The organism is Coleofasciculus sp. G2-EDA-02 (genome assembly GCF_040226375.1).
In the GTDB taxonomy this organism is placed as follows: domain Bacteria; phylum Cyanobacteriota; class Cyanobacteriia; order Cyanobacteriales; family Coleofasciculaceae; genus Coleofasciculus.
Genome location: NZ_JAVKEW010000152.1, coordinates 19,977 through 41,383 on the forward strand (window position 1 = coordinate 19,977; position 21,407 = coordinate 41,383).

The following is a 21,407-nucleotide window of genomic DNA, read 5'->3' on the forward strand; positions in this document are numbered from 1 at the left end:
GCGGATTTTGGTGTCAACATTAAACTCTGACAAGCAAAGGCTTCTGGACGAGATGATAGCGATAAGCCTTTGACTTTGAGCATATTGCCAGTAAGGCTGGGGTAAACAGCCTGACGCCTAATCAAGAGGGTAAATCAGTTAACTCTCTGAAAGCCCCCCTTTTGAAGGGGGGTTGGGGGGATCTCTCTTACCGCATTTTTGAGACGCCGTGGCAGTCGGTAATTTTGTTTGGGTTCGGGCGTAAGGATGTGGAAAAGAAACAGAAGGAGGAGTTTATTCAGGCGTTAGTAGAATTTGAGGATGGATGGGGAGGTTTTTATTTGAATCAAGCCTATTTTCTAACCGCAACCGGAATGCCATGAACAGTAAGAATGTTGTAAGCTCAATTCTGACTTGAGCTTTAACGCACAAACTTATTTCCTGGCTATACTTCCCTGAAAAACTCAAAACTCTCATCACCAACCATGAGCCAACCCACATCCGATCAACTGCAAATCTTTCTCGACATCGCCACAGAAGCCGCGATGACAGCCGGGGCAATCTTGCAAACTTACTGGGGTAAACTAGATGGGGTAGAAGAGAAAGGGCGTCCGGGTGATTTAGTCACAGTCGCTGATAAAGAAGCAGAAGCCGCCATTGTAAAAGTCTTAGGGCGTCATCTGCCCCATCATGCTATTTTGGCAGAAGAATCGGGTCAAAGGGGAGACCAGAAGAGTGAATATCTTTGGGCAATTGATCCCCTCGACGGTACCACCAATTATGCTCATCAGTACCCCATCGCCGCTACGTCTGTGGGACTGCTCGTTAACGGAATACCGCAAGTGGGAGTTATCTATAATCCCTTTCACAATGAACTATTTCGGGCAGCTAAAGGATTGGGAGCAACTTGCAACCGCCGTCCGATTCAAGTGTCTGGCACCTCTAATCTCCATCAAAGCTTACTAGTAACTGGCTTTGCCTATGACCGCCACCAAACCCCAGACAACAACTATGCCGAGTTTTGTCACCTAACTCACCTCACCCAAGGCGTTCGCCGCAGTGGTTCAGCCTCTCTCGATTTGGCATCTGTGGCTTATGGACGCTTAGATGGGTATTGGGAACGGGGAATTTCACCCTGGGATATTACGGCTGGTGTAGTATTAGTGCAAGAAGCAGGTGGTACAGTCACAGCTTATGATGGTAGCCCCCTCGTCCTAAAATCTGGACGAATTCTCGCCACCAATGGTCAAATTCACAACCAACTCAGTCAGGAACTGTTACAGACACCACCCTTGTCGAGTTGGACGTGACACTTCCTCTAGACGGATCAAAGATTTTAGTGCTGCTTGGCGGCAAATACCCACCCATTAACAATAGACGAAAAAGCAGATACCATAAACCTTACTGCCTTAGAGTCCTGGAGCCTTGGAGACTGGGAGCCTTTGAAAGACAATCCTGCCCAACCGTCAGTTTACCCCTATCTTGGGAATCATATTTTCTACAATAGCTATGAGGATGTCAAGGGGGACTTTCATCTCTGAGACAGACTATAACACTATTCTTTCGTCACAGCAATTGGACAGCACCCTATGGCTTTTGAAATTGAACGCGGACTTTTTAAGTATGATTTCACGGATTATTATGCCATTTTAGGCGTTCCCATTGATGCGGATGAGAAGACAGTCCGGAAGCAGTATCTCAAAGTAACTCGCCGTCTCCATCCTGACAGCAGCAAATTCAAAACGGATGCGGAAAAACAGCAAGCCAATGAACTGTTAACAAAACTCGTCAATCCTGCCAAAGAACAACTGTTTCGTGGCAGTCGTGACTATAAAGTCAGTCTAGGACACATGGGTAAGCGTCTAGCCGCAGAAGGGGGCAAAATTTCGATTTCTAGCGACACGGCAAAAGAATTGGCAAGATCTGGTGCAAATGTCGATGCTGTTTATCGGAATTCATTGAAATTTCTCGCCTCCCAGCAATACGAATCTCTTGATCAAGTAGTGGACAGAATTGGCGAAATCAGTGAGCTCAATTTAGTTTACTTGATGCTCAAAGGAAAAACATCTAAATCCGGCATCAGCAAAACCTCTTCAGGAACAGCCGTTTCTAAAACGGCTGTTCCTGGCGCGGCGGTCAAGAAAACGACGGCTGGCGCAGCGACTAGTGGTGCATCAACTAAGGGGGGTGGGACTCAGGAAGTCTCAAAAGTTAATGCCTATCTCAGCCGCGCCGACAGCTATATGAAGAAAAACAATTTTGCGGGCGCTGTTTTAGAATTACGAGAAGCTCTCAAATTAGAGCAAACCAATAGTAAAAGCCATGGCTTATTGGGGTTAGCTTACTTAAAGCAAAATCAAGTATCCATGGCTAAGGTTCATATTAACAAAGCCTTGCAATTGAATCCCCAGGAAGAAAACGCATTGAAAGGAAAGCAATATATCGACAAATTAACCGAGAAAACAGGTTCAGGCAGCAAGTCGAAAGATCAATCGAGTGGCGGTGGTTTGTTTGGAGGATTGTTTAGCGGCAAGAAAAAGTAAAAGAATCAGGGACAAAGGATGAAAATTGAAACCGTTTTCAGGTTTTCCGATTGTTGGGGCGGGTTTCACCCAGATGTCCCTAAATCCGCCCTAACTGAGTGCGAGAATTTTTTGACAGATGAGGGAGGCGGAATGTAAACGTGCAGCAGCTTTTGCAGCCTAGTGGGCTAAATGTTTGGACTTCACTGGCATTTGCTCACTCACCCTCACTTGCAAAAAGGATCATTGGCAGTAGATGATAGGAGAGGAATCCACCCTGAAGGGTGGCTAGCATATTGAACGATTTGATGGATGGATAATCTAGAGTTTTACGACTACAAGCCGCACCTGAGCAGCTTGCGCGAGGAGATATTCCAGGGTTTGGCTCAACCCCAAAAAGCGATCGCGCCCAAGTTCTTTTATGATAAACGGGGTTCGGAACTGTTTGATCTCATCTGTGAGTTGGAGGAATACTATCCCACCCGCACAGAAATTCATCTGTTAAAAACCTATTGCTGGGATATTGCCCAACTTGTGGGTCAAGATTGCTTGCTGATCGAGTATGGTAGTGGCAGTAGTGCTAAAGTCCGCCTTCTGTTGGATGCCTTGCCGCACCTAGCCGGCTATATGCCCATCGATATCTCCCAAGAACACATGCTGCAAGCGTCAGCCGAACTAGCACAATCCTATCCTGACTTGGATGTGATTGCTGTTTGTGCGGATTATACCCAGGATTTTCAACTGCCACCCTATAGCAAAAAACCCGTCAATCATAAGCTAATTTTCTTTCCGGGTTCCACGATTGGTAATCTTCATCCCCCTGAAGCACTCCATCTGCTCAAACAGTCACGTTGTCTTTTGGATAAAGGCGATGGCATGTTAATTGGTGTTGATCTCAAAAAAGACTCAACTATTTTAAACGCCGCCTATAATGATGCCGAGGGAGTCACGGCTGAATTTAATCTACACCTATTGGAGCGGATTAATCAGGAGCTAAACGCTAATTTTGATTTATCGCACTTTCGCCACTGGGCTTTTTATAATCAAGATCAAAGCCGCATTGAGATGCATTTAGTCAGTCTCAAGGAACAAACTGTGATCATAGATAGGACACCGTTTCACTTTCGTCAAGATGAAACGATTCATACAGAAAACTCTTATAAATACAGCGTTGAAGAGTTCCAGGATATGGCAACTTATGCTGGATTCGAGGCTCAACAGGTATGGATAGATACCAACCATCTCTTCAGCATCCATTACCTAACGATTAGGAATTAAGAATTTTAATTCCTTGCTGCCCTAGAAGGGCGGGTTTAGTATAGTTATCGGTTTGTCGCTCTCATTTTATCGATAAAACCCGCCCCTACACCCCGGCTTCCTCTGTTCCCTGTTCTCTGTTCCCTGACAAATGACAAAAACTGACAAAATAAATTTTTCTTGTCCGAGTGGTTTTCCCGAATTTCTCCCAGGTGAAAAGCGTCTGGAGATGTATTTGATAGATACCATCCGCCAGGTGTTTGAGCGGTATGGATTCACACCAATCGAAACCCCTGCAGTTGAGCGGTTGGAAGTGCTGCAAGCCAAAGGAAATCAAGGGGATAATATTATTTATGGGCTACAACCCATTTTGCCCCCGAATCGCCAAGCCGAAAAAGAACAAGCTGGAGAAAGTGGTTCAGAGGAGAGAGCATTAAAGTTTGATCAGACGGTTCCCCTAGCCGCTTATATTGCCCGTCACCTGAATGAACTTCAGTTTCCCTTTGCTCGCTATCAGATGGATATTGTATTTCGGGGAGAACGGGCAAAAGCTGGACGCTATCGCCAATTTCGCCAATGTGATATTGATGTAGTGGGTCGTAATAAACTTAGTTTGCTCTATGATGCCCAAATTCCCGCGATTATTGCCGAGATTTTTACGGCGATTAATATCGGAGACTTTTTGATCCGGATTAACAATCGCAAAGTTCTCAGTGGGTTTTTTGAGTCGATTGGTTTGGATGAGAGCAAAATTATGCCCTCTATCCGAATTGTGGATGCAGGGGAAAAAATTGGCGAAGCTAAGGTGAAAAAAGCGCTCTTGGCTGAAGGGTTATCCGATGAACAAGTCGAGCAAATTCTTGCCTTTACTAAGATTCAGGGTTCGGTGGATGAAGTGTTGGCGCAATTAAACGCCATGCTTGAGGATAAACCCGATGCTCAGGTATTGAAAACGGGCATTGCTGAACTGGAAACGGTGATTACAGGGGTACGGAATTTGGGGGTGAGCGATCGCGTGTTTTGCCTTGACCTCTCAATTGCCCGTGGATTAGACTATTACACGGGAACGGTGTATGAAACAACACTCGTTGGTCATGAAGCCTTGGGCAGTATTTGTTCAGGGGGACGGTATGAAGAACTTGTGGGAATGTTTGTCGGGGATAAAATGCCAGGAGTGGGCATTTCCATCGGTTTAACTCGGTTGATGAGTCGGCTGATTCAAGCCGGGATGCTGGAGTCTTTCTCATCCACACCCGCTCAAGTGCTGGTGGTGAATATGCAAAGCGACTTGATGCCCTTATATTTAGACGTATCTCAGAAACTGCGTCAGGCGGGAATTAGTACGATTACCAATTTTGAAGAACGTTCTGTGGGCAAACAGTTACAGCAAGCCGATAAATGGGGAATTCCCCTTTGTGTAATTATTGGCTCTGAAGAAGCCGCCGACCAAAAATGCGGTCTGAAAAATATGAAAACCGGGGAGCAAATTGCCGTCAAGATAGAGCAGCTAGCTGATGAGGTGAGCAAGCAACTAGCATAAGGGCATTTCCGTAGAGACGTTGCATGCAACGTCTCTACAGAATGGGCAATTTTGTAGCATAAATGACAGACAAGAACAATGAACTACACTGCCACTAGAGCATCTTGGTAAGAGTTATGGTTTAAGCGGAAATGAACCTGACTCAGAGCATACCACGTTTGCTCACCGACCACTCCATCTACCACTAAGCCATGACGTTTCTGGAACGCTCGCACCGCTTGTTCTGTTTGTTCGCCAAAGTCACCATCAATTGGCGCTGAATAATCCTGAGTCAGATGCAGCACCCACTGTAAAGGAATCACCATATCATGTCTGCTGCCTCGATTGAGTACAGGCATATTAACCGGGGCGCCGTGATAAAGGGCTTGCCATGTTAGGGAATCGACAATACCATCAGCTTTGAGGAACATACTTTGCTGAAATTCCATCACAGCATCATGGACTGAGCGATCAAAATACCCCCCCATGGGACCTGTGTAAGTGCCGCAATGAGCTAGAAGCTTTTGCAGTTCTAAAACCTCAGCTCCCACCGAACCCAGTTGCAGTATAGGTTTGCGAACCGATGATTTAGCGGTGAGTCTAACCTTTGATGTCGTTTCCGGATTAAAAAGCGCTTGCATAGTACAGTTTTCATAAGGAGTGAGTTTGTACAGTATTGTGAACTACCAACATCAAATCAAAGATTATGATGTTGGCTTCGCGTCTTATTCGCCGATGCCGCCACACCAAAAGATGTATTGGTCTTACTTAGCGTTTCTGGTTGGATTCCAACCTTTATCTCCTCAATAGGGAGAACCCGCGCAGCCGCCCTGGTTCCCAAGGCTCAATTGTGTTTTTACCGCTTGGTTTTCGCGGTTTGTCACTAGAGTTATAGTCAATAATTTCAACACTCAACAATAACATATCTTATTAATTGATCACAAGGCAAGAAGTGCATAAGTTTACAAAAACAAGTTTTTCCTCACGGGCAATTTATCTCGCCGCTATACCTGTAGGGTTAGCGGGAGACTTCTTGCCATGTCTAGTTAAGGTACGGTTGATGCCTGGGAACTTATCCTAGCTAACCCAATCAGCCTTGTCATCATCCGATTGGACAATTGGGTTAAAGGATGTATTCAGTCTCAACTTAATCCTACAGTAGGTTTAACAGGAAATGATCCAAAAGCGATCGCGCCTAAGTAAGAAGGTTCAATCACGCGATCGCTTAATTAAATTTAACGGATTTTATCTGTGTAGCAGCGCTTAAGCTGTCACGCATTTAAATGGGGAATGGGTAGCGAGCTGGCTGGCTCGCATTACAACGATGCCAGCAGTTGTTGACATTAAGGTTTAAATGCCGAACAGCTTACTCAAACAAAAACTCTACAACCGCTAAGTCAACTTAAGCCCTGGGGATTGCCAATCGCGGAACCAAACGAAACAAAGTCCACCTAAGTCGAAAGAGAGAAAAACCAGGAGTGTGGAAACCCGCGCAGGCGGGTTTCGTTTGTGTAGCTGCGGTTTTAACCGCCCAATGAACGGTTAACTTGGCTCTAGGCGAGGATAAAATCACTCCTGTCGAGGGCATTTGCTTGAATCCCACTCAAGATAGCTAGGTCTGTATTGAAGACACTAATGCGAGTATCATTACCATCTTGAATCAGGTCAAGCTGTTGGAACGTGATGCCCAAACCACGAATGCCAATCCGGTCAATCTCTAGCTCAAAATCGGTAATCGTGTGAGCCGCACTGGGAACAAAGCCATTGACAATCCAGAACTGCTCTTCACCATTGCCACCCGTCATGGTGCTACCACCATCACCACCGAACAACAGATCATCACCGTCACCGCCTGAGAGTTGATCATTGAAGCCAGCAATCAGGATATCATCACCTTTGCCACCATCAAGGCTATTATTGCCTGAACCAAAAGAGGCATTAAGAATATCATCGCCATCGCCACCAAACAATTGATCATTGAAGCCAGCTAAAAGATTGTCGTCGCCATCGCCACCATCTAGGCTGTTATTTCCTGTACCAACAGAAGCGTTAAGGATATCATCGCCATCACCGCCCAAAAGTTGGTCATTAGAACCAGCAATTAGGATATCATCACCTTGACCCCCATCAAGCAGGTTATTTCCGCCACCATTTAAGGCATTGAGAATATCATCGCCTTGACCCCCATCAAGCACGTTATGACTGCCACCACTGGAAACATCAAGGATATCTTCACCCTTACCGCCTAATAAGTGGTCATTAGAGCCAGCTATTAGAACATCGTCACCATTGCCTCCATCAAGCAGGTTATTGCCGCCACCACTAGAGGCATCTAGGGTATCATGACCTTGGCCGCCAAACAACTGATCGTTGAAGTTAGCCAACAGTTCATCCTTGCCTTTACCACCATCAAGCAGGTTGTTTCCGCCACCATTGGATACATCCAGGCGGTCATCGCCAGCTTCACCAAAGAGTTGGTCGTAGCTATTGCCAATCAGCGTATCATTACCTTTACCGCCGTAGAACTGATTCCCACCAACGCTGCCTGAACCATCCACCTCATCGTTCCCAGCCAGGGCAAAGACGATGACGGGACTGTCAGTAATGGTGAAAACATCATCGCCAGAAGTGCCAAATATAGTTTTCGGAGGAATCTTTTGATTGCCAAAGTCGATATTGGTGACTATATCACCAGAGCCGAGAGTTACCTTCTGGCTACCACCGATAGGAAATGAATTACCCGTGAATGATAAGTTGTCAACCAGTAATCCTGAGTCAACAACGGTATCTCCCACATCCACAACCCCAATTCCCAGGGTAAAAGTACCGGCGGTTTGGAAAGTATAGGAGAAGGTTCCGAATCCAGTCTCTTCATTAAAAATGGTGGGAGAGGACACAAAAGAGCTATTTGTATTAGCCAGTGTGTTTAAGGTGTTCGAGACAATCGAAACGAAGCCAAAATCGTTGAAGAAAGTGGGCGTAGCTTCATTTGTGAGGAAGTTCCAATCAAAGCTCAATTGAGTGCCAGCTGACACGGTGACTGTTTGCTTGATTGCTGAACCAACAGTGGCATTGCCATTGCCCAAACCATCGAGGCTTCCGGAAGTCAACCCTAAGAAAGTTTCGAGCTGGGTATCGCTTACGGAAGTCCCGCCGTTAGTGAGTAACGCTTGATTGGTTCCCTCCGTTGGACCCGAACCAAAGGCAGCTGTCTCGATAGTAGTGTTACCTGTTGTTTGCCAAGGATCAAAGCTGCCCGTTTCAAAACCACCGTTAACACTCGGAAATGTCTGCTTCCAACCGGGGCGCAGCACCTCGGCAACGGTGTAACTACCTGGATTCAGGTTAGTGAAGGTATAGTCACCGTTGATATCGGTTTTCGTAGAGGTCTCACCGGGATCGAGCTGACCATTTTGATTATTGTCTAAGTAAATTGTCCAACCCGCCAAACCTGGCTCATTGGCATCTTGTTTTCCATCCCCATTAAGATCATTCCACTTACTGCCGCTAATTTCTGCTGGCTGAGGTACTCCGACAAATACATTATCGATCGCCCAGTTATCGAAGCCATTACCACTATGATTAACTTGACGCCAGCGGAAACTGGTGCTACTCGTCTGAGCTGCGGTGGGAATTGTTTCGCTGAGGGTTGTCCAACTGGTGAAGGCTTCCGTGTCATAGAGTCCGAGTTGAGTCCAACTGCTACCACCATTGATGGAATATTCCAGTACTACATCTTCCCCAGCATCAGCATTCTCACCACCATTGGAGCCATTGCCAAAAATCAAGTCAAAGAAGACTGTACCACCGCTGGAGACATCGACAAAGTTTGTAGTGGCAAGGCGAGAGTTCCCGCCAGAAGCACCACCGTTAAACCACAGGGAGTTCCCATCACTACCGACAAAGTTGCTGTTGGCTGTGCCGTTGGTGATCGTTGACCATTGGCTATTATCAATGTCTGGATCAAAGTCATCAACAACGCTGTTGAGGATCGGTGCTCCGACAGTTACATTATCGATTGCCCAGTTATCGAAACTATTGCCACTGTGAGCGATTTGCCGCCAACGGAAGTTGGTGCTACTCGTCTGAGCAGCAGTAGGAATCGTTTCCGTTAGAGTTGTCCAAGTGGTAAAGGCTTCGGTGTCGTAAAGACCAAACTGGTTCCAAGTGGTGCCACCGTTTGTGGAGTATTCCAGCACCACGTCTTCCCCTGGATCAGCATTTTCGCCACCATTGGAGCCATTGCCAAAGATCAGGTCAAAGGTAATCGTACCACCATTAGCGACATCTACCAGGTTGGTGATGGCAAAACGAGAGCTACCGCCAGCAGAACCTCCGTTAAACCATAGGGAGTTCCCATCACTGCCAACAAGGTTGCTATTGGCTGTACCGTTGGTGATAGTTGACCATTGGCTATTGTCAATGTCTGGGTCAAAGTCATCAAAGATTACGGGAACAACTGGAGGAAGGGTAGAGCCAGTCAGGGCGCTGTAGGCATTGAGCCGCCCACCTGAAACGGTTATTCCTTGTAATGCTGGAATTGGGTCAACGGTTGCCAGGATGCGATCCTTGACCTGTTGGGCTGTTAATGTGGGGTCTTGAGACCAAATCAAACTAGCAACACCTGCTACGTGAGGGCTTGCCATGGATGTTCCACTCTTGAAACCGTATCCACCCCCAGGAATCGTGCTATAGACAGAAGAGCCTGGTGCGCCTAGGTCTACGGAATTAAGTCCATAACTGGAAGTCCCAGACAGCTGATCGTTATGATTTGTGTTGGCTACGGAAATAATGTTATTTAGGTTATAGCTAGCAGGGTAATGGGGGGAGAAGTCGGTATTTCCACCAGTATTCCCAGCCGCCGCAATAAATAACTGTCCGGCTGCACCAGCCGCCGCGATCGCATCATACAACCCCTGGGAAAAGCCGCCCCCCCCCCAACTGTTGTTGGTCAGGTTAGCACCCATCATTGTGGCATATTCCACTGCCTGAATCGCATTAAAGGTACTGCCAGAACCTGAGGCGCCTAGGAACTTGAGCGCCATGATATTAGCTGACCAACTGACACCTGTCACACCGATACCATTGTTTCCTTCGGCAGCGATGGTTCCGGCTACGTGGGTGCCGTGACTGTTATCGTCAAACGGGTTGTTATCGTTATTAATAAAGTCCCAACCGTAGACATCATCGACGTAGCCATTACCATCATCATCAATTCCATTTCCGGCAATTTCTCCCGGATTTATCCACATATTATCGTTGAGATCGGGATGGTTATAGTCCACCCCGGTATCAATCACGCCAACGACTATATTGTTTCCAGTTTCAATATCCCAGGCTTCGGGAGCATCAATGTCCGCGTCAGCCGTACCACCTGTCTGTCCGGTATTATTTAACCCCCAAAGTTGATTGAATTGGGGGTCATTTGGAACAGTTGTATTGGTGGAAACGATATAGTTGGGTTCGATATATTCAACGGCGGGATCATTGCTATAGAGAGCGATGGCTTCAGCGACGCTCATCCCTTGGATTTGCCAAAGCTGAATGCCCAAGTTCTGAGTGGACTCTTTCACATTGGCGCCAAGGCTGGTTTGCAGAGCGTTAATTTGATTCGTTGAGGCAATTGATGGGTTAAATTTAATGATTACCTCACCGGGGTGGTAGTCTGTTCCTTCTACACCCATGGTGCTAGAGAGTTCTTGCACTAATGCTTGGATCTCAGGTGACTCCATCTCTCGCTTGGGCGCAACGGCTACCTGATTCGTACTCTCCCCCTGATCAGTACTCTCATCTTCTACGTCTACTGAACCATTGAGTTCAATTTGGCTATTTTCGGATAGATCCAACAAATCATCGTTAACTGACATAGTTCTCACTCCTTAAACAAAATTCCTTAGAAAATCCGATCGAGTGGCTATTTCACTCCAGTAGATTCGCTGCAACTCGTGAACCTTCACCGATTACTCTGGATTGGGCAGCGAATTTTACGCGAATGAGCGATTTTTTTAACAAAACTTTACACAACCTGAACAGTCAGACACAGGATTCACTCCTTCACGCTTAATGCAAGTCAAAACTGATGCAACGAAACACTGTATCTGGGAGGTTTCCACTTTCGGGCGTAAGTCCTCAAAAATTAACCTGAACTTAACCTTACTTATGCAGTCCTAAGGTTAGAACATCGATATCTAGGTGAGGAATATAAGAGTTTCTGCGCCGTAAATCCAAATAGTTAACAAAACTTATGAGTAGAAAAATAACCCACTGTCCCAGCCGGCATTGAAACCCTAGTCATTTGCCTAAATCCAATTGTAAATGTAAATATTTTTAACAAAGACTGACCTATTGCGTAAAATCTTCCCCATCAGCCAGAGTGATCAGGTGAACGGTTAAACTGTTGCGATTCGCAGAGTGATTCCGTCGCGTCAGACATCTGAAATAGATACTGGTAATAATTCTGCTTTTTGAACAAAATAGTGAAAGAGGTCATCTGATGAACTTATTACTGGGAATTGCTTTATTTGCCATCGGCTTCCTCTTGGCAATCATTGGTGGGTTTTGGACACTAATCCTCGCGTTTATGGATCATTGGGGTTGGGGATTGGCTTGTTTATTCATTCCCTTCGCCGGTTTAGTCTTTATTATCATGAAATGGAGTAATCAATCGGTCAGGCGTTCTTTCTTCCTACAGCTTGCAAGTTTACCTTTGACAGGATTAGGACTAGTTTTTGGCGGACTCTCTGCCTTTAACTTCATGTCAACTAATACAATTACCCTATCTGAGGATGACATCTTCGTAGAAGTACCAGAATCAGAGGCATCTATAGATACAGAACAAGAGTCATCTGCAACACAAACACCTGCTAGTTCTCCTACTCCTGATGTGGCTGTATCTCCATCTCCAACTTCCCCTGTATCTCCTACGCCTAATACCGCTGCATCCCCTACTGCCAAACGCGACTATACTCAATATATGCTGATTGGTTATGCGGCTTCCGACCAGGGAGATTATCAGACAGCTTTAATTAATTTCAAAAGGGCATTGAATGAAAGACCAGGAGATACTTATGCAACCAAAGCAATTGAAAATACGGAAGCGATCATTAATCGCAACCCTTAGTAGGGCAACGCAGAAGTAAAACGTTAAAATCAAAGTTTCAGTTTAGTGGTCATGATTCATTGATTTTACAGGTTGTGTTGAGTGGATGAGGCACTAGATAATTCAGTTGGCTCAGGACATTGAAGAGAGTAAACTTAGATAATTATGAGTGATAAAAATGTATGAGATTGTCAGATTGAAGCGAACAAAAGAACGGATGAATAAAAAGCAGTTAGAAAAGGAGATTAATAGATGTCTAATACATCTCAAAAGACTGAATTACTTAATTTACTTCTTGACGCGAAACAAACTGTCCCAGGAAGTATAGAGCGAAGGCAAAGTGTAACCAAACTGGTTGATCGAATCCTGCGATCGCGCCCAATATGCCGTCCGCTAAAAGACCAACCCCTATCTAATGCTTGCCAAGACATTTATCAAGCCGCACGCCAGCAACTTTTGGGTACTCTGTACTCGGATATTGACCGCTACAATCCTGAAAATGAATCCCTAAGACAATGGGCAAATATAAGGATGCGGGAAGCCTTTCAAGAAATACTCACTGACAATCGCCTGAAACAGCTAGCTCTAGAAGCAAAACAATATTCAGCCCAAACACAGCAACGCCAATATCTCTTAACTGAACTGGTTAATGCGATTCAACTATCTCGGAGACTTATCCGTCCTCATCGAGGTGAACTAAACAGTGATTTTTATAACATAATTTATGATGATGCCGTCAATCGAACCTTGCTTTATGTTTTCCAAAAAATTGACTTATATGACCCGGAACGAGGGAATGGGGTATTTATGAATTGGGTTAACTTTAGACTGGATAGAACATTAAGAGATATTCGAGCATCTTACCAGATTACCCAAGACGAGCCGATTGCTATCGAAGAAATAGATAATCTGGGAACAACTGAGGCGGCTCCCACGACATTTGAAATAATCATGCATTATATAGAACGTGATCCCGATGAAATTTTTAAACGGGAATTGATTCAAAAACATCCCAACGCCAGCTTCCAAGCTATATTTTTAGCGAAACGCATTCAGGGGAAAAGCTGGAAAGAGATTTCACAAGACTTGGGAATTCCTGTGACAACCTTAAGTAGTTTCTATTGGCGCTGTATTCAACGGTTTGCCCCAAAAATTAGACAGTACGTCCAAGACTGCGCGTAAACCTAAAAAGGAGAAAAAGTCATGATTACTATTGATAATAAAGTTAAGCTAAGTTGGCAAGTACATCAAAAAGCCAAACAGTTTCGTCAACACCAATCCACCCCGTTCAATTTTGTCAACGCCCAGCAGGTTTATCTGAATACCTTAGCCGTGTATGCGGTGAATGACTACCTCAAGCGCCAAGGAATAGAGACAGACTTGAGGGCAAGTGATAGCTGGGACCCATTAATGCAGTCTTTAGTCAATATTGCCGATTTAAAGGTTAAACGGCAAGGTCAATGGGTAAAATTAGAGTGCCGTCCTGTATTCTCGGATACAAACTTTGTTTACATTCCAGCAGAAGTTTGGGAAGATAGGATTGGCTATGTTGCAGTAGGGATAAATGAATCCCTCACAGAAGCAACATTACTCGGTTTTACTCCAACCGTGACAACGGAGGAGTTATCCCTTAGCCAGTTCCAATCTCTGAATGATTTGCTCAAGTGTCTTACACCCAAAAGTGAATCATTACCTCTAGTTAACTTAAGTCGATGGTTTGATAATATCGTGGCAGAGGGTTGGCAAACTGTTGAAGCTTTACTAGGTACACCAGAAGTTAGTCTAGCATTCAGAAGTATCAATCCGGCGACGGTTAAGCGGGGGAAAACAATTCAACTGAAAGACCACACTCTAGCACTTATACTCGACCTGAATCAAGACAATGAACAAAACATTCGCATCCGTGTCAAGGTTCGTTCCTTAGCGAGTAACACCTCTTTACCCGAAGGGATCACCCTCAGGGTACTGGATGAAACAGGAGAACCTTTTCTAGAAACTAAAGCTGGAAAGGCGGATAGTTCCATTCAAACTAAACCCTTTCAGTTTATTGAACAACCTGAAGAAAAATTTACCGTTAAAGTGGTGCTAGGGGAGGAGAGTATAACGGAGAATTTTTTAATTTAAACTGAGGAAAGCAGGAACATAACTATGGGTAAAGTCGTTAAACTTAATCTAGAACATGGGGATTTTAGCCAAGGGTTTCAGATTACCCTAGAAATTAGCGACGAGAGTTTTCCGCACCGTCAAATCCGAACGGGTGGTAGTTTACCCGCTAATTTACAGGTTTGGGCAAACTATGATAATTGGCAGAAAACTTATCGCCGCTTAGAAACAGCATTCAGGCGCCCGGTTATTTTAGATGATGAAACCGAATTACTTCCCCCTGTTTCTGCTGACGAATGTCAAGTTTTATTTGAAACCCTAAAAGGCAGTATTAATCATTGGCTTAGCGCTGAAGAGTTTCGCCGTGTCAAAGAGCAATTACTTAGAGAGTTAGACGAAGAAGAAGAAATTCGCGTCATTGTCCGCACCAGTGAATATAACTTACGGAAATTACCCTGGGATGCGTGGGAGTTTTTGGATGAGTTTCCCAATGCTGCTGTGGCGATTAGTCCGACAGAACATGATGTAGGAACTCAGGTTAAACCGAAAAGTAAAGTCAGAATTTTAGCAATTTTAGGCAATAGCCAGGGAATTAATATTGCCAGAGACAGAGGTTTACTGGAAAATTTACCCCAGGCGGATGTCCGCTTTCTGGTTGAACCGCAACGTCAAGAATTTGAAACTCTGTGGAGTGAAGAATGGGATATTCTTTTCTTTGCGGGACATAGTTACTCTCAAGGAGATGGCGATTGCGGTTATATTTATATTAATCAAACCGAAAAGCTAGGGATTAGCGAGTTGAAAAATACCCTAAAAAGAGCGATAAAGAAAGGGTTACAACTGGCGATTTTTAATTCCTGTGATGGCTTAGGATTAGCGAATGAGTTGCAGCGGCTGAATATCCCGCAAATGATTGTCATGCGGGAACCTGTACCGGATAAGTTTGCTCAGGAATTTTTGAAATATTTTCTGGAATCGTTTTCTAGTGGCAAATCGTTATATAGTTCAGTACGAGAAGCACGGGAAAAACTCCATGACTTATCGGATATTGAGAGAAGGTTTCCGGGTGCAAGTTTGTTACCTGTAATTTGCCAAAATCCCACAGTTTTACCAGTAAAATGGGAGGATTTTTTGGCAAAGGCAAAGCCTGAGGCGGAATCAGGGGAGTCGATTGAACCTCCAGTTTTATCTGAAGATAAAGAGACATTACCCAAACAGATTTCTCTGAAAAAGTCAGCGAGTGAAGATAAATCCCTTCAGGTTTCACCCCCAGCAAAAAAGCCAATCGGTAAACTCATAGCTATTGGACTTTTGGGGGGGGCGATTTGTCTTTCAGCCATCAGTGGTTGGTTATGGTGGAAACGCCCGATTTGTTCATTGAGCGATAGTCGGATACCCTTAATGATTAATATGCCCCAAGGACAACTCTTTAACTATGGGGGAAGTACAACTTGGGTTCCTATTGCTCAACCCTTTCACGAACAGCTCAAGACAGCCTTGCCCGATTTTCACCTCAATCCACCTAAGTATAGTGGTTCAGTTGAGGGAATTCAACAGGTATTGGGAGGCTATTTTGCGTTCAGTTTATCCTCTACCCATCTGCAAAAAAAAGATTTAGCAGAGGCTAGACAGCAAGGCTATGAACTGATTCAGAGGTCGGTAGCGATTGACGCGATCGCAGTCGGGGTAAATCCTCAACTCAATGTTCCTAACTTAACCCTAACTCAGCTTAAAGATATTTATACCGGAAAAATTCGTAACTGGCAACAAGTGGGGGGTTCAGATTTGCCAATTACTCCCTACTCCCGCCAATCTGATCAAGGCGGAACAGTGCGATTTTTTACCGATGCGGTTTTAGGAGGACAACCGTTTAATACCCAAATTGTCCAATTTGTTAGTTCGACAACCACGGGAATCGGTAAAGTTAGCAATGATCCAGGCGGTATTTACTACGCCTCAGCACCAGAACTTGTCTCTCAATGTGGAATTCGTCCTTTACCTTTGGGGCTTCCGGGAAAGGCTCCAATTGCTCCCTATCAGGGTGACTTAGTTCCACTGGAGTCTTGTCCCCAGCAGCGCAATCAGATTAATTTCGCCGGATTCAAAAGTGGAGAGTATCCCTTAACTCGAAACTTATTTGTGATTATCAAAGATTTTCCCGGCGAGAATAATACTCAAGAACAAGCGGGGAGAGCGTATACTAATTTGATATTAACGGGTAAGGGTCAAGGGATGGTAAAAGAACCTGGATTTGTTCCTGTTGCTCAGGCTTGTCCGTCGCCCTAGGGGAGCAGAGGTTGTAGAGACGTAGCATGCTACGTCTGGGAGCAGAGGTTGTAGAGACGTAGCATGCTACGTCTGGGAGCTGGGGGAGATGTTAGCTGTTGGTGTTATTTCTGCATTCTTGCACTAGAATGCAGAGGGCAGATAACAGAAGGCTCCAGGGGGTAAAATGAAAAAGTCTCAAGTAATCTATTTTAATCGCCTGAGTAGAAAGGAGCTTACATTTGACTCAGGTTGGCAACAGCAACTCAATATCTAATAAAAAGATAGTTTTTGTTCCCGAATCTTGAGGAATCACCGCCACATGACGGGCAATATTAACCGTATCAGAACGACGATAGGATTCCGGTAAAAGCCGAATTGCTGAAAGTGGCACATCTATTAAAATAGGCGCTTCAGCTACGGGAATGCCATAGATTTCACCGACTTGATTTTGCATAGTTACCAGATATCCTCCTCCTGTGGCGGCTTCCGGTAAGCTTTCTTTGAAAAAACGCTGATATAAATCAATTACCGTAATGTCTTCTTCGCCAGAATGAGTAACTCCCACCTGATTCATCCCACTCCCATGAACAGGGGCGCGATTCAAGATTTTGTAGACGGATTCAATGGGTAAGGCTAGATACAATTTCCCTAGAGTAAAATGAATTAATTTTAATGCCTGTGTCGTCTTTTGTGAAAGGGCAAGTTGCCTTTTGTTCGATTGATTGTTCATTACATTACTATTCATAACCAAAACCCTTCTTTAGACAATAAAAATTACAGTGGGTAGATAAGCTGCAAGGCATTTACAGCATTTTCCGCTCTTATGGAATACGTTTGATCCCCCTAAATCCCCCTTAAAAAGGGGGACTTTAACGTGTCGTAAACTCGGACGCCAGGAAATAAATTTCTTACCTTTAAGCTCAAGTAAGCTCTAGCTTACTAAAATCAAGGATTTTAACCCGTTTTAACAGGTTTAAGCTTTTAGCCTGAACTTTAGTTCAGGACTTAAGTCAGCGCTAATAAAAAAGGACAAAGAACGAATGACTAATGACGAACAAAACTATTTTCGTGGATAATATCTTTGAGCGAGCCGACAAACTCTTGTTCTAAATAAGGCTTAGTGAAATACCCACTCGCCCCCAACTGCATCGCTAACCAGCGATGTTTTTGACTGCTGCGAGAGGTTAGCATGGCAACGGGAACCCTCGACAACTTCGGATCTTGACGCCGTTGACTGAGAAACTCAAACCCATTCATATTCGGCATCTCAATATCACAAACCACCAACTGCACCGATGCACTTTGCTGCAACTGGTTGATCGCCTCTCGACCATCCCGCGCCTGTAACACCCGAAAACCCGCCCGTTCTAGAGTTAGCGCTAAGGTTTGTCGCAAAGCCACCGCATCATCGACAATCAAAATTGTCGGGACTTGTACCATTGTGATGGGAGTGGTGGTATCCTCTGAACTAATCACCGTACCTGGAGAAGTATCCTGACGCACAGGAGTCGCCGTTGGCGTCGTCGCTCCATGGACAAATTCCAACAATGCAATACCATCAACCACCGGCATTACCGTCCCATCCCCCAAAATCGTACAACCGTAGGTATAACTAGGAGGAGAAATCGCCCCACCAAAAGGTTTAATCACCAATTCTTGTTCCGTCACCAGACGCTCAACTTCCACAGCAAACACCTGCTGATCCTGACGCAGTATCAGCATAGGTAACTCCCACGTCTTTGGCGCCGCCACTGAACTTAACGTTTGACTCGCCAAGTTCTCCGGTAAGGGACGCTGATACTCCAACAGTTCACCTAATCGATAGGTTGTTATCAATTCTCCCCGCCAATGAAGAAACCGTTGCGCCCCGGATTTTTTAACTTGGTTGGCTTTAGGAATAATAATCTCTTCGATACTGTCAGAGGGTAACGCCAGCACCGTCGAACCGACGAAACAGACTAATAATTTAGCGATGGTTAGGGTTAAAGGTAGACGTAAGGTAAACGTCGTACCGCCTCCCGGCGTCGAAGTTACAGAAATTTTACCTTTAAGCGATCGCAGCTGAGTTCGTACCACATCTAAACCAACCCCTCGTCCCGATAACTCACTCACTTGCTGGGCGGTAGAAAATCCTGGCTCAAAAATATATCCCCACAAACTCCCCTGGGACGTCGTCGCCAATTGTTCACTAGATAACAATCCCAACTCCACCGCCCGACGCCCAATCCGTTCTGCATTTAAGCCTTGACCATCATCCCGAACTTCAATAATTGTTTGACTCCCCTTGTGATAAGCGCGAATTTCAATCTGTCCCGATTCTGGTTTCCCCCCTTGACGCCGGATTTCAGGAGACTCAATTCCATGATCAAAGGCATTTCGGAGTAAATGCAGCAACGGATCAGAGAGTTTTTCCAACACCGCTTTATCAACCAAAACACCTGTTCCGGTTAATTTCAAATTCACCCGTTTGTGATATGTATTAGACAGTTCCCGTAATACTCTAGGAAACCGATTCAACACCTCCCCAATCGGTAACATCCGCGCCCACATCAGCTCATCCCGCAAGTGGTTGATCACCTTCAGCTGCTGTTGGGTGGTTTGATCAGATTTCTTAGCAAACAGGGCGATATCGTCAACGGCTTCTTCAAGCTGCACCATTTCTTCTAAGATCCCTTGGATTTGGGAATAGAGAACGCCGTAGCTATCCATTTCCAAGGAGTCAAAGTCTGCTAATGTCTTTAGCGTTACATCCGTGGAGTGATCAGAATGGTGAAGTCCGAGCGATCGCACATCAGCACTTCTAGGAACGCGACGATCCATCTGAGCAGAACCCGACATCATCCCATAACTGTACCGTTCTGGCGCGACCAGTATCTTATCCGATACATGCTGCAATTTATTCACAATCTGCCCAAATCGAGTAAATCGATCTAGCAATGCTCGCGCGGCTACCTGTAATTGCTGATTCTGGAGTGATAAACCATTGCGGTTAATCGCTAATTCCCCAACCAAGTTATTCATCCGTTCGAGTCGATCTAAATCCACCCGCACGGATAAATTAGGCGTGGGTGCTGGTGAACGAGGGCGCGTGGATTCAACGGGATTGAAACTCGTATTCGGATCGAGTATCAAAGAGGGAGACTGGGCGATATGACGTTCACCCGATTGGCTCTTAACTAACGGATTCCCCTGAAACAGGGTTAATTGTGACGCCTCTTTCAGGGAGGGAAGTTGATCAAAAACTTGCTCAATCGATTGAATGGCAAAATCCAGGTTGAGCGGTGCGGCGGGAACTAATGCAGAGGTTTCAGGTACGACATCCGGTTCGACTTCCGTAATGGTTTCGGGAGTAGCCAGGGAGTGATCCTCGGTTTGGTTGAACAAAGATGTCGCTTGCTCAACCCATTCTGTATCTAAAATCTCCTGATTCTCAGGATTACCAAAAATATCCTCTAAAGAAGGAACTGATGATGTAGATTCTGCTGTGGCTGGCAGGGTATAGGGTTCAGTCTCTTGAGAAAATAGTTCAGCCAGCAACGGAAGCGTTTCGGGTGAAGATGCGATCGCATCGTCTTCTGTAAATGCTTCAATCGGTTGCACGGCGAACTCTGGAGCTTCAACGGAAACGTCTGTGAAGGGCAATCCTAATCCCCAATCACTCTCCTCCCACTCACCCGAAGCCGTTGCTGGAGATTTAGCGAGGGCGACTAATGCTTCACCAGGATTTCCTCCCGTCGTCTGTTCACCGGAGAGAACAGCTTGACGGCTGAGTTCAAAATCAGCCAGTGCCAATTTTGTAATCTCTACAGCCCTTTGGGGGTGAGCCTCTAACGCCTGTTGTGCCCTTTGTGCGATCGCGCCAAATCCGGGCAGGTTTAAGAACTCAGCAAATCCAGCAAAAACGTCAAGTTGGGCGCGTAATTCTCCCGCCACTTCATAGTCTTGAGGATTTTTCACCACCGTAGCAAGGCGTTCCAATCCTTCGGCGACATCGACTTCAAAAATAGATACCGCCATATTGATCCCCAATTCGGCGGAACTGGGCATATAATAATTATCCGCCTGCGTCAGGGCATCTCCCAATCGTGCCTCAATTTGGTCAAAAATGGGAGTCCCTGTGGCTAAAGCTGCTTGAGGATCAAAGTAACCCGTGGTAATTTGCGATTTCAGGGGCAAACTCAGGCAGTCATAAGCTTGCAGCAGTTTATTTTCTAGCTCTATGTCAATCTCTACGGTATCACTATAGAGTGCCTTAAAGATATTTTCCAAGCGGTGAGCTAGAGTCGCGATCGCCTCTAATTCTACACTGGCTGCGCCCCCTTTTAGCGAGTGGGCGGCTCGCATTAATTCGTGAACTTGGGCAGTAGTGCGCTCATCTTTTAGATTTAATAACCCGGTTTCAATGATCTGTAAAAGTTCTGGGGCTTCGGCAATAAAAAACTGATAGGCTTGGTCACGAATATCGGGATTGATTGCCATGGTTTTTCCTGGTTTATTGGTTATTTATGAACGGTGTGTTGGGCGAAGCATTCGCGTTGTAATTTTGACAGGCAACCGATCAATCTAGGCGCGAATGCTTCGCCCCTACGTTACGAAACGAAACGCAACGAAACGAAACGAAACGAAACGAAACGTCGCGAATATCGGGATTAATTGGCGA

12 protein-coding genes are annotated in these 21,407 nt (G+C 45.3%); 8 read left to right on the top strand and 4 right to left on the bottom strand.

Features of this window, described 5'->3' with window-relative positions; translation table 11 throughout:
• The first annotated feature begins 464 nt into the window (after positions 1-464).
• From RLO19_RS18115 to hisS, 4 genes are all read left to right on the top strand, one after another.
• Positions 465-1,289, top strand: coding sequence for an inositol monophosphatase family protein (locus RLO19_RS18115; protein ID WP_446358619.1), 825 nt, complete (start codon positions 465-467; stop codon positions 1,287-1,289).
• Between the two features lie 279 nt (positions 1,290-1,568).
• The gene (locus RLO19_RS18120; protein WP_446358621.1) at positions 1,569-2,522 is read left to right on the top strand and encodes a J domain-containing protein; all 954 of its coding nucleotides are present in this window, start codon (positions 1,569-1,571) and stop codon (positions 2,520-2,522) included.
• Positions 2,523-2,813: 291 nt separating this feature from the next.
• A complete protein-coding gene (gene egtD, locus RLO19_RS18125; protein ID WP_446358623.1) occupies positions 2,814-3,779 on the top strand; it encodes an L-histidine N(alpha)-methyltransferase in 966 nt (321 codons plus the stop codon).
• Positions 3,780-3,909: 130 nt separating this feature from the next.
• Entirely contained in the window at positions 3,910-5,298 is a 1,389-nt protein-coding gene (gene hisS / locus RLO19_RS18130) for a histidine--tRNA ligase (protein WP_446358625.1), read from the top strand.
• A gap of 83 nt (positions 5,299-5,381) precedes the next feature.
• On the opposite strand, the gene RLO19_RS18135 is transcribed toward hisS, so the two are convergent.
• Together RLO19_RS18135 and RLO19_RS18140 are read right to left on the bottom strand one after the other, a co-directional pair.
• Positions 5,382-5,918 carry a peptidoglycan-binding domain-containing protein gene (locus tag RLO19_RS18135; RefSeq protein ID WP_446358627.1) on the bottom strand — a complete coding sequence of 179 codons (537 nt, stop codon included), beginning with the start codon at positions 5,916-5,918 and terminating at the stop codon, positions 5,382-5,384.
• Between the two features lie 912 nt (positions 5,919-6,830).
• Entirely contained in the window at positions 6,831-11,144 is a 4,314-nt protein-coding gene (locus RLO19_RS18140; RefSeq protein ID WP_446358629.1) for a S8 family serine peptidase, read from the bottom strand.
• A gap of 626 nt (positions 11,145-11,770) precedes the next feature.
• Between RLO19_RS18140 and RLO19_RS18145 the strand changes: the two genes are divergently transcribed.
• From RLO19_RS18145 to RLO19_RS18160, 4 genes are all read left to right on the top strand, one after another.
• The gene (locus RLO19_RS18145; RefSeq protein ID WP_446358631.1) at positions 11,771-12,397 is read left to right on the top strand and encodes a hypothetical protein; all 627 of its coding nucleotides are present in this window, start codon (positions 11,771-11,773) and stop codon (positions 12,395-12,397) included.
• A gap of 231 nt (positions 12,398-12,628) precedes the next feature.
• Positions 12,629-13,558, top strand: a complete 930-nt coding sequence (locus tag RLO19_RS18150; protein ID WP_446358633.1) for a hypothetical protein — start codon at positions 12,629-12,631, stop codon at positions 13,556-13,558.
• Between the two features lie 21 nt (positions 13,559-13,579).
• On the top strand, positions 13,580-14,500 hold the full coding sequence (locus tag RLO19_RS18155) for a DUF1822 family protein (RefSeq protein ID WP_446358635.1): 921 nt from the start codon (positions 13,580-13,582) through the stop codon (positions 14,498-14,500).
• 24 nt (positions 14,501-14,524) lie between these two features.
• Positions 14,525-16,765, top strand: a complete 2,241-nt coding sequence (locus tag RLO19_RS18160) for a substrate-binding domain-containing protein (RefSeq protein ID WP_446358637.1) — start codon at positions 14,525-14,527, stop codon at positions 16,763-16,765.
• A 226-nt stretch (positions 16,766-16,991) separates the two neighbouring features.
• Here RLO19_RS18160 and RLO19_RS18165 read toward each other — a convergent pair whose 3' ends face one another.
• Entirely contained in the window at positions 16,992-17,492 is a 501-nt protein-coding gene (locus tag RLO19_RS18165; protein ID WP_446358638.1) for a chemotaxis protein CheW, read from the bottom strand.
• A 299-nt stretch (positions 17,493-17,791) separates the two neighbouring features.
• On the bottom strand, positions 17,792-21,226 hold the full coding sequence (locus tag RLO19_RS18170) for a response regulator (RefSeq protein ID WP_446358640.1): 3,435 nt from the start codon (positions 21,224-21,226) through the stop codon (positions 17,792-17,794).
• Between the last annotated feature and the right edge of the window lie 181 nt (positions 21,227-21,407).